Source organism: uncultured Microbacterium sp., assembly GCF_963521695.1.
In the GTDB taxonomy this organism is placed as follows: domain Bacteria; phylum Actinomycetota; class Actinomycetes; order Actinomycetales; family Microbacteriaceae; genus Microbacterium.
The window spans coordinates 1-2,873 of sequence record NZ_CAUQWC010000326.1; the positions used below are offsets into that span (position 1 = coordinate 1).

3 protein-coding genes are annotated in these 2,873 nt (G+C 69.1%); all 3 read left to right on the forward strand.

The annotated features are described in order from the left end of the window. The first annotated feature begins 175 nt into the window (after positions 1–175). The 3 genes from RWP81_RS15915 (at position 176) to RWP81_RS15925 (ending at position 2,733) form a co-directional block, all read left to right on the forward strand. On the forward strand, positions 176–1,267 hold the full coding sequence (locus RWP81_RS15915; protein ID WP_314457735.1) for a hypothetical protein: 1,092 nt from the start codon (positions 176–178) through the stop codon (positions 1,265–1,267). After that, positions 1,264–1,506: an LPXTG cell wall anchor domain-containing protein gene (locus RWP81_RS15920; protein ID WP_314457737.1), complete on the forward strand. Its 243-nt coding sequence runs from the start codon at positions 1,264–1,266 to the stop codon at positions 1,504–1,506. Before RWP81_RS15915 ends, RWP81_RS15920 begins: the two co-directional genes overlap by 4 nt. Before the next feature lie 204 nt (positions 1,507–1,710). After that, positions 1,711–2,733: a LacI family DNA-binding transcriptional regulator gene (locus RWP81_RS15925; RefSeq protein WP_314457739.1), complete on the forward strand. Its 1,023-nt coding sequence runs from the start codon at positions 1,711–1,713 to the stop codon at positions 2,731–2,733. Positions 2,734–2,873 lie beyond the last annotated feature (140 nt).

A 2,873-nucleotide genomic window follows, 5' to 3' on the forward strand; every position in this document is an offset into this window, starting at 1 on the left:
GGTCGGCGGCCGTGGTGCTGTCCGCGTACCCCGCGGCACGGGCGAATCTGTTGGGGGCCTTGTCTTCAATGTTGGTCGGCCCGCCGTTCGTATGAGGGACGATGTCGACGGGATCGACGAAGATCTGGGATGGTGACGCAGCGGTATGTCCAGGACACGCCCCTTTCTCCTGCGGATGACGATCGCCCTTGCGGCCGTCGTCGCCCCGCTCCTCGTCGGCGTACCCGCCGCATCCGCGGCATCCGCCGACGACATCACCTGGTCCGTCACCCCGGCTGATGCCTCGGGCGCCGACGACCGCGGCGTCATTCAGCAGGAACTCGATCCCGGGGCGTCGCGCGCCGACTTCCTGGCCGTCCGCAACCTCAGCCGCACGGAGGTGACGTTCTCCCTCTCCGCGGCGGACGGGTACTACACCGACACCGGGCGGTTCAACATGCTGCCCTCCGATCAGGAGTCGGTCGATGCGGGTCTGTGGATCGACCTGCCCGACTCGGTCACCGTCGCCCCGAACGGCACCGCCGTCGTCCCCTTCACCACCACCGTGCCGGACGGAGCGATTCCGGGTGACCACGCGGCGGGCATCGCCGCATCCGTCTCCTCCACCGGTACCGACGCCAGCGGCTCCGAGGTCGGGGTCGAGAGCCGCGTCGGCTTTCGCGTGATGACGCGCGTCACCGGCGACATCGTTCCCTCCTACGCCGTATCGGGGATCCAGTCGGGGTACGACATGTCGTGGAACCCCTTCCGCCCGGGCTCCGCGACCACGTCGTTCACGGTCGAGAACACGGGCAACGCCAGCCTGCTCGTCACCGGGGCCACGACGATCGGCACCGGATCCGCGGTTTTCCCCGCCGACGGCGCACCGCGCCAGGAGCTTCTGCCGGGGGAGTCCCGCTCGTTCACCGTCGCGGTCGCCGACGTCTGGCCCACGTTCTTCGTGCCGGGCTCCATCGACCTGGCGCCGACGGCGACCGATCTGGGCGGCGGCGCCGTCGAGGTCGCACCCCAGTCGTCGGATGCGTCGCTGTGGGCACTCCCCGTGCCGCAGCTCCTCGTCCTGCTCGGCGTCCTACTGATCATCGCGGCCCTCTTCTGGCGTCGCCGCCGCTTTACGGCCGCCCTCGACCGTGCGCGCGAAGAAGGGCGTCTCGCGGCGAACGGCTCTGCCGCCGTCCCGGCCGACGTCGTCTCGCCTACGGCGACGGGAGCAGCCCCCGGCGGCGCCGAGGCCGCGGACTCCGCGCCCACAGAGGGACGCCGATGACCCTTGCGGCGACGGTGCTGCAGCGAGACGACGCCGTCTACGTCGACGTCGACATCACCCCCCTGCCGACGGTCCTTCCCTCCGCCCCCGCGGGCGTCACGCCGTCGCCGTCCGGTGTGCCCGACCATGGATGGCTCGCGGCCACCGGGTTCGAGCCGGCCTGGCTGATGGCCGCCGGAGCCGTCGTCGCCGTGGCCGTCGGTGTGGCTCTGCTGCATCGTCACCGTCGCCGCGCGTGAGAGCGCGGCCCCCGTCGTCGCGCGTGTCATCCGGCGGCGAGGGGATGGGGCGCATGCCTATCGTCCGGCCGTGACGCGTGCGGGGTCGGCGAATAGTATGGAATGTTGTGATCAGGCCTTTTTCGGCGTGGTCCGTGGCCTGCCGTGTGCGTTGGGATCGTCCGGTGCGCATCTCGCCCATGATGTTCGGATCGGAAGACCTCAATGCCCCAGTCCTCGAGTCGCGGGTGGCAGCGGCCCAGCATCTACGACGTCGCGCGTCGCGCCGGCGTGTCGCACATGACGGTGTCGCGGGTCTTGAACGGCCACCCGAACATCCGCGAGACGACACGCGCGCGTGTCTTGCAGGCGATCGAGGAGATGAACTACACGCCGAGTTCGATCGCCCGGGCCCTCGCCACCCGGCGAGCCCGCCGGATCGGCGTGCTCATCGACGGCCCCGTGCAGAACGGTCCGAACAGCACGCTCCGCGCCCTCGAGAAGGCGGCGCGCGAGGTCGGGTACGCCGTCAGCGCGTTCTCGATCGGCGATGACGATGCGTCGCAGATGGATTCCGGGGTGATGGAGCTCGTCACCCAGGGGGTCGACGCGTTATGCGTCATCGCTCCGCGCGAGTCATCGCTCGATCTGTTGCGGCAACAAACCACCGGCCTTCCCACGATCGTCATCAAGGCCGAGGCGGATGCCGCCTGGCACACCGTCGGCGTCGATCAGCGCGAGGGTGCGCGACTGGCCGTGAGGCACCTCATCGGGCTCGGTCATCGTCGCATCGCGCACCTCGCTGGTCCCATGGACTGGTTCGACGCCCGTGAGCGCATGGAGGGCTGGCGCGAATGCCTCGCGGAGGCGGGTCTGCCGGAGGGACCGGTCATCATCGGCGACTGGACGAGCGACTTCGGCTTCGAGTTCGGGAAGTCCTTCGACCTGGGTGACACCACCGCCGTGTTCGCGGCGAACGACCAGATCGCGTTGGGCGTCGTCCACGGGTTGCACGGTCGCGGTATCCGGGTTCCCGAAGACGTGAACGTGGTCGGGTTCGACGATCTGTCCGACGCGCGACACTTCCTTCCCCCGCTGACCACGGTGCGCCAGAATTTCGCCGAACTCGGCGAGCTGGCGCTGCAGCAGCTCATCGCCGCCATCGAGGGCGACACCGATCCCAGCCACGACACGATCCAGCCGAAGCTGATCGTTCGCGAGTCGACGACCGCCGTCGTACCCGGCTGATCCGTCCCCGGATCGACGCGGTCGGGCGCTCCGATCGGGCCGTGATCGAGTTGTGATCTGAAACCGGGAAATTCTCGTGAAAAGGTCTTGCGCTCTTGAATGTTAGCGCGCACACTAATCAAGACCAGGAGTGCCGCTCA